A 392-nucleotide genomic window follows, 5' to 3' on the forward strand; every position below is an offset into this window, starting at 1 on the left:
TTAACGAATGATGGGTAAAAATGAACATTTGGGCCGAGACACGAGAGTGTCTCAAGAAATAATAAACCGCAGAAAGTACCTCACTACGTTCGTCTCAGTCGCGGGTGGAATTACTCTGGCAGGTTGTAGTTCTTCAGACGATGTAAATGAACCTGAGCTGGTCGATGGCGAGTCTGGTAGCAGTGATGGGGGCGATGGTGGGTCCGGTGATGGCTCCAGCTCTGACGGAGGCTCAAAGGAGGCTGACGAGCCTACCGAGGAACCGGCGCCCTCAACGGCCGAAGCCGCCCTCGGAGATATCATCGAAGGTGACCGACTTGCACTCGTCGCCTACAATGTTGAGCGGGCGACCGAGATTGGATCCTACTCGAAAGCGGATGATGGCAACGAGT

Annotated in this window: 1 pseudogene; it reads left to right on the top strand. The window is 54.3% G+C overall.

Going from position 1 to position 392, the window contains the following annotated elements:
• Positions 1-46 precede the first annotated feature (46 nt).
• Positions 47-392, top strand: a pseudogene (locus tag AUR66_RS22460) (hypothetical protein); the annotation flags it as partial.

Origin of the sequence: Haloferax profundi (assembly GCF_001469865.1) — an archaeon.
In the GTDB taxonomy this organism is placed as follows: domain Archaea; phylum Halobacteriota; class Halobacteria; order Halobacteriales; family Haloferacaceae; genus Haloferax; species Haloferax profundi.